At 62.3% G+C, this 6742-nt stretch carries 4 protein-coding genes and 1 pseudogene; all 5 read left to right on the top strand.

Annotated elements, in window-relative coordinates; genetic code table 11:
• Positions 1-636 precede the first annotated feature (636 nt).
• Positions 637-1071 carry a hypothetical protein gene (locus DW870_RS08555; protein WP_117735428.1) on the top strand — a complete coding sequence of 145 codons (435 nt, stop codon included), beginning with the start codon at positions 637-639 and terminating at the stop codon, positions 1069-1071.
• 124 nt (positions 1072-1195) lie between these two features.
• Positions 1196-2551: a DNA recombination protein RmuC gene (locus DW870_RS08550; protein ID WP_117743113.1), complete on the top strand. Its 1356-nt coding sequence runs from the start codon at positions 1196-1198 to the stop codon at positions 2549-2551.
• 124 nt (positions 2552-2675) lie between these two features.
• Positions 2676-4478, top strand: coding sequence for an ABC transporter ATP-binding protein (locus tag DW870_RS08545; protein WP_117735430.1), 1803 nt, complete (start codon positions 2676-2678; stop codon positions 4476-4478).
• 63 nt (positions 4479-4541) lie between these two features.
• Entirely contained in the window at positions 4542-5207 is a 666-nt protein-coding gene (gene nth / locus DW870_RS08540; protein WP_117743114.1) for an endonuclease III, read from the top strand.
• 157 nt (positions 5208-5364) lie between these two features.
• Positions 5365-6742 (top strand): annotated as a pseudogene (locus tag DW870_RS09430) (transcription-repair coupling factor); the annotation flags it as partial.

Raw genomic sequence — 6742 nt, 5'->3', positions numbered from 1 at the left:
CTCTCGCTCACGGCTTCGCAGAGTCGCGCGAGGGAAAGGTATCTCCCCGCCCCGCGCCCCGGCGTTGGGTCGTCGCGTGCTCGCTACAGAAAAGCTGATATTAAAGTTTGTGTGCCGCCCCCTATGGGGCGGCACGTTTTGTGTGGGGGCGGACAGTTAGTTCAGATTCGTATTTTCCAATCGCTCGATGGCTGTCTTTTGGGTCCTTGGAGGTCTGTTGGGCGTCATTTGGATGCCTGTTACGCCTGACTTTGGGTCTTTGATGTCCGTTATGGGGGACCAAAATGCAGCAAACGGAGCGTGTCGGCCCTTCTGTGGGGGGTCTGATTTATACATATCTGAACTAACTGTCCAGGCTGCTTCGCTTGGGGCTGTCACGTTTTACTTGAGGTCCCGGTCTCCACAATTTTCGTCAAGCTTTTGGTTAGATTTTGGTCAGCTGGCGTAAGGGTGGAAGGCCAAAAGATTGCTGGCGAAAAAAGCTCAGAGAAAGTGCTGGTAGGGGAGTTGTTGAGCTTTTCGACAGCTTTTGAGCAAAAGAAACTTTGTGGCTATTGCCGGCGATTGCGTTGCCGCGGTCATGGCGGTGCGGGATGCTGGCCGTAAGCGTCGAATGCCCCGATTTTGGAGGCCAACATGGATCTGTTTCTTGAGACTCCGCAGCAACAAGCTGAGCGCATGCTGCGTCAGCAGCAACGACTCATGGAGATGCAAATGCAAGGGGTTGCCAACCAGGCGCCCGTGCAAAACGTCGTGCCCGCTGCTGTACCTGCAGCTGTGCCCGGGTGTGAATCGGCGCCAGAGGCCTATTCCGTACAGCAAGATTCATATGCGCAGGAGCTCGCGTTCGACAAACGCCGCGCGCGCCGCCGCCGTTTGGGCCAGCGCCTGCGCACATTGGCGATGATCGTGCTCATCCCGTTGGGGCTTGCGGCCATCTTTCTGGCGTCGTATGCCCTCACGTGCATCCTCAACGGCGCATCGCCCAACGAGGTGCTTCAACATCTAGCGGCCCTGGGCCAGCGCCTAGGTGACGTCATAACAACCATCCGCGCCGGCTGGGAGAGCTAGCGTTTTAACGCCCGCGGCTATAAGAGAAATTTGTCTGCAAGGCAGTGAGTGATCCGTGTGTATGGCGGGGTAAGATTGATCGCGGTTTTGATTGGTGCTCGATTGGGTTTGTTGGGCGGAGTTTATGTCTGCTATTGATATTGTGCTTGTTGTGATCGCCTTGGTGGCGGTGGGGGTTGCTGTGGCTTGCGCCATCCAGCTCAAGAGCCTGCGTGCCGAGTTGCGGGAGCGTGGCGACAGTAGCGCGGAAACGCTGGCAGCACTTGAGCAGGCCAACAACGCGCTCGATGCCCTGAACGTCGCGCTGGCTGAAACCCGCCGCACGGCCAATGCCATCGCGCAGCAGCAGACGACCGATGCGGCCGTGGAGCAGCAACGTTACCTGGCCATCGCACGCGAGTTCTCGCAAGCTGGTGACCGTATGGATGACCTGCGCCGCGAGACGACCCAACAGCTCGGCGCCAACCGCGAGGGCATCGAGCAGCGCCTGGACAAGGTGCGCGAGACGGTCGATGCCCAGCTGGGCGCCATCCGCAAGGACAACAACGTGCAGCTCGATCAGATGCGCGCGACGGTGGACGAGAAGCTCTCCCGCACGCTCAACGACCGTCTGTCGGCATCGTTTAAGCAGGTGAGCGACCAGCTCGAGGCCGTGTATAAGGGCCTGGGCGATATGCAATCTATCGCCACCGGCGTGGGCGACCTTAAACGTGTGCTGGGCAACGTGAAGGCGCGTGGTATTTTGGGCGAGGTGCAGCTGGGCGCGATCCTGGCGGACATCCTCACACCCGACCAGTATCTGGAAAACGTCGCCACCAAGCCCGGCGCCTCGGAGCGCGTTGAGTTTGCCGTCAAGCTGCCGGTAGACGAGGGAGACCCCGTGCTGCTGCCAATCGACTCCAAATTCCCGGGCGATGCGTATGAGCATCTGCTCGATGCCCAGGAGTCGGGCGACGCGGAGGCCGTCGCCGCCGCGCGCAAGACGCTCGACACCATGGTCAAGCGCGAGGCTAAAGACATTTGCGAAAAGTACCTGAGTGTGCCGGCAACGACCAACTTTGGCATCATGTTCGTGCCGTTTGAGGGACTGTACGCCGAGATCGTCAGCCGCCCCGGGCTTATCGAGACCCTGGGCCGCGACTATCACGTCAACGTAGCCGGTCCCAGCACCATGGCCGCCATCCTCAACAGCCTGCAGATGAGCTACCAGACGTTTAAGTTGCAAAAACGCACCGACGACGTGCTGCGTGTGCTTTCCGCCGTCAAGGCCGAGCTGCCGCGCTATCAGGCGGCGCTGCGCCGCGCCCAGCAGCAGATCGAGACCGCGGGCAAGACGGTCGAGGGCATCATCACCACGCGCACCAACGTTATGGAGCGCAAGCTCAAGGATATCGACGCGCTGGAAGATGCCGAGGAGGCCGACGAGGTCTTGGGGCTCACGTCTGCGGGCCTGCTTGCAGGGCAAGAAGACGAGGACTAGCCGCACCTGACGGCGGGGCGTCTGCGCAGGCGCGGGGCGCAGCGCTTCTCGCATCGCACTTGCCTAAAGCGCACTTTAATGTGCAACAATGGTGTTTCGCCCTATCAGATGCGAAAGGAAGCCCATGTCTCAGAGAAGCACCAGTCCGCTCAAACGCTCAACCGTGCGTCGCACGCTGCAGCGTTTTTGGGACGTCACGCGCACACAGCCGCTGATCGTCTTTCTCTCGGTGTTCTCGTCGGCGGGCTACATCTTTTTGCTGACGTTTGCCAATACCTATGTGATGGCCCTCATTGTCGACCGCGTTCAAGCCGGTCCCGTGGCGGGTGACCAGGTGTTTGAGGTCTTCGGCCCCTATATCCTGGCGCTCGTACTCGTTAACCTGGTGGGTCAGATCCTCTCCAAGCTACAGGACTACACCGTCTACAAGCTCGAAATCGCAGGCAACTATCACCTGGCGCGTCTGTGCTTCGACACGCTCTCCAACCAATCCATGACATTTCACACCAGCCGTTTTGGCGGATCGCTCGTTAGCCAGACGAGCCGTTTTATGAGCGGCTATACGGGACTGGTGGACGTGACGGTGTATTCGCTCATTCCCACCATCACCTCGGTCGTCTGCACGGTGGCGGCACTCGCCCCGGTGGTGCCCACATTTACTGTGATCCTGGTGGGCATCATGGTCGTCTACATTGCGTTTGTCTGGCTTATGTACAAGCGTATCATGCCGCTTTCGGCCGCGACGTCCGCCGCGCAAAACAAGCTGTCGGGCGTGCTGTCCGACGCGGTCACGAACATCCTGGCCGTCAAGACCTGCGGGCGCGAGGACTTTGAGCACGATCTGTTCGATGCCGCCGACCGCGCCGCGCGCGATGCTGAGACGGTATCGATGCACGCCATGATGCAGCGCAACTTTACGACCTCGGGCCTTATCGTCATCACCATGGCCGTGGTGAGCGTGTTTGTGGCGGGCGGCAACGCGTGGTTTGGCATCTCGGCCGGCGCGCTCGTCATGATCTTTACCTATACGTACAACCTCACCATGCGTCTGAACTACGTGAGCTCCATGATGCAGCGTATCAACCGCGCGCTGGGTGACGCTGCCGAGATGACGCGCGTGCTGGACGAGCCACGTTTGGTGGCAGACGACCCGGACGCCCCTGAGCTCAAAGTGACCGAGGGCGCGATTGATTTTGAGCACCTGAGCTTTGCGTACCGTGACGCTGCGGCGGGTGAGAGCGTGTTCGATGACCTGACGCTTCATGTGGCGGCGGGCCAGCGCGTGGGCCTGGTGGGCAAATCGGGCTCGGGTAAGACGACGCTCACCAAGCTGCTGCTGCGCCTGGACGATGTTCAGGGCGGCCGCGTACTCGTGGACGGTCAGGATGTCTCGCGCTGCACGCAGCAGAGCCTGCGCCGCCAGGTTGCCTACGTTCCGCAGGAGGCGCTGCTGTTCCACCGCTCCATTCGCGAGAATATCGCCTACGGCCGCCCCGACGCCACCGACGAGCAAATTCGTGAGGCGGCGCGCCTGGCCAATGCCCTGGAGTTTATCGACCGCCTGCCCCGTGGCTTTGACACCATGGTGGGCGAGCGCGGCGTCAAGCTCTCGGGCGGCCAGCGTCAGCGCGTGGCTATCGCCCGCGCCATCCTAACCGACGCGCCGATTCTGGTGCTCGATGAGGCGACCTCTGCCCTCGACAGCGAGTCCGAGGCTCTGGTGCAGGAGGCGCTCGAAAATCTGATGCGTGGACGTACCTCCATTGTGGTGGCGCACCGCCTGTCCACCGTGGCGGCGCTCGACCGCATCGTGGTGCTGGCCGATGGTGAGATCGTCGAGGACGGCACGCATGCGCAGCTTGTCGAGGCGGGCGGCGAGTATGCAAGCCTGTGGAGCCGCCAGACCGGCGCATTTTTGGAAGCGTAACGACCCTATACGTGGGACAATTGTGCTCATAAGTTTATTGTGCCGTTGAGCCGAGGAGTCGTTATGCCACGCGAGACCAATGCCGCCAAGCGCGAGCGCGCCATCGAGGTGTGTGAGCGCCTCAACCGTCGCTATGGCCCGGTCGAGTGCTTTTTGGACCACGAGAATCCCTTCCGCCTGCTGATCGCGGTGCTGCTTTCGGCGCAAACGACCGATATGCAGGTCAACAAGGTGACGCCGCGGCTGTTTGCCCAGTGGCCCACGCCCGAGGCCATGGCCGGGGCGAGCGTGGCTGACGTGGCGGACACCATCAAGTCACTCGGCTTCTACAAGAGCAAAGCCAAGCATGCCGTCGAGGCCGCGCAGATGATCGTCGCCGACTATGGCGGCGAGGTGCCGGCCGACATGAAGGAGCTCGTCAAGCTGCCGGGCGTGGGGCGCAAGACGGCGAACATCGTGCTCAACGTGGGGTTTGGCATTGTCGAGGGCATTGCGGTCGATACGCACGTCAACCGCATCGCGCATCGCCTAATGCTGAGTCCCAAGACGCATGCCAAGGAGCCGCTCAAGACCGAGCGGGATCTGCTCAAGATTCTGCCGCACGAGTATTGGGAGTCGGTCAACCATCAGTGGATCACCTTTGGTCGCGAGATCTGCGACGCCCGCAAACCCAAGTGTGACGAGTGCCCGCTGGCAGATTTGTGCCCCAGCGTGCGCGTAGCGGGGTAGGGCGGAACGCATCTTCGTCTGGCGTTTTTTGCGGGGCTAGGTTTGCCCTTGAGCCGGAGTCCTCTCCATGCGCTACCATGACAGACAATGTATTTGACGTACGACCTGCCGAGCTTGCCCCGGCGGGCTTTTGGCGTTGCAATGCCGGAGGAACAGCATGCTCATTCACCGTATAGCCGCGCAGCTCTACACTGCCGAGGCACTGCAGACCGTCGAGGCCGGGCTCGATGCCGGCGAGGACGTGACGCTGGCCGTGTCGCAGTCGGGTCGCACGCTTATGGCGGCAGCCCAGTTTGCGCGTCGCCCGCGCCCCACGGTCTACATTGTGAGTGGCGAGGATGCGGCCGATCGCGCCGCACGCAGTCTGGCCGCCTATGTGGGCCTGGCGCACGTGTGCCGCTTTCCCGAGCGCAAGGACTACCCTTGGCGCGAGCAGGCGCCCGACGACGCCGTGGTAGCCCAGCGCTGCGAGGCGCTCGGGCGCATCGTGCGCGGGGACAACTGCATCATGGTCGCCTCCGCTCGCGCACTGCTGCGTTGCGTGCCGCCGGTCGAGAGCCGCTATTGGGAGTCCACTACTTTTACGGTGGGCGAGGAGATTCCCTTCGACGAGGTGCCGCAGCGCCTGGTGGGCATGGGCTACGCCAATGCCGGTGCCGCCGACGCGCCCGGCCTGTTCCGCGTGCACGGCGACACCGTCGAGGTGTTTCCCGCGCAGGAGAAGGCACCCGTGCGCATTGAGTTCTTTGGCGACGAGATCGACCGCATCCGTCGCATGGTGAGTTCCACGGGCCAAACCATCGGCAACGAGGACAGCATTGAGATCTTCCCCTGCCGCGAGCTGGCGCTCACCGACGAGGCAGTCCACAACATGCATGTGGCGCTCTACCGCGCCAGCCAGGACGACAGCAAGCTGGCGGCGCTGCTCGAGATGGTGGACGCGCGCATCGTCACGCCCGAGCTCGACCGCTTTTTGCCGGTGATGTACGGCCAGACCGTGAGCCCGTTGGCGCACGTGAGCGGCAAGGCACTTGTGGTCCTGTCCGAGCCGCGCTCGCTGTTCGACGACTGCCTACGTGCCTACGAGGATATCGAAGCCCGTGCCGACGAGGCGGGGATTGACCGTCTGGACGGCCTGTACGTGCGTGCCCAGCAGCTCGACTTTGGTGCTCAGCAGCGTCTGAACTACGTGAGCCTGATTCGTGCCGGCGGCGCGGTTACGGCCGAGCTCAAGATTGAGCAGCCGGCCATTGCGGGCTCGGACAATCGATTTATGACGCGCATTCAGGAGGTTGTGGGCAAGCGCTACGCTTGCGTGTTTGCCATTCCCGACCGCGGTGCGCGCGAGTCGATGGAGCTCACCTTTGGCGATGCGGGCATTACCTTTGAGGAGTCGCTGACTGCCGCCCCCGAAAACGCCGGCGTTATCGGCGACCGTGTACGTGTGGCGGCGGCGGATTCTGCCGACCGCGCCGCCCGCCAGGGGGCCCATGCCTCGATTCGCGAGCGCCATGCCGACGCGCTCAACGCCCGCC

It is taken from the genome of Collinsella sp. AM38-1BH (assembly GCF_003467545.1).
Classification (GTDB): domain Bacteria; phylum Actinomycetota; class Coriobacteriia; order Coriobacteriales; family Coriobacteriaceae; genus Collinsella.
Note: the sequence above shows the minus strand (reverse complement) of the source record. Positions and strands in the feature narration are given on the sequence as shown.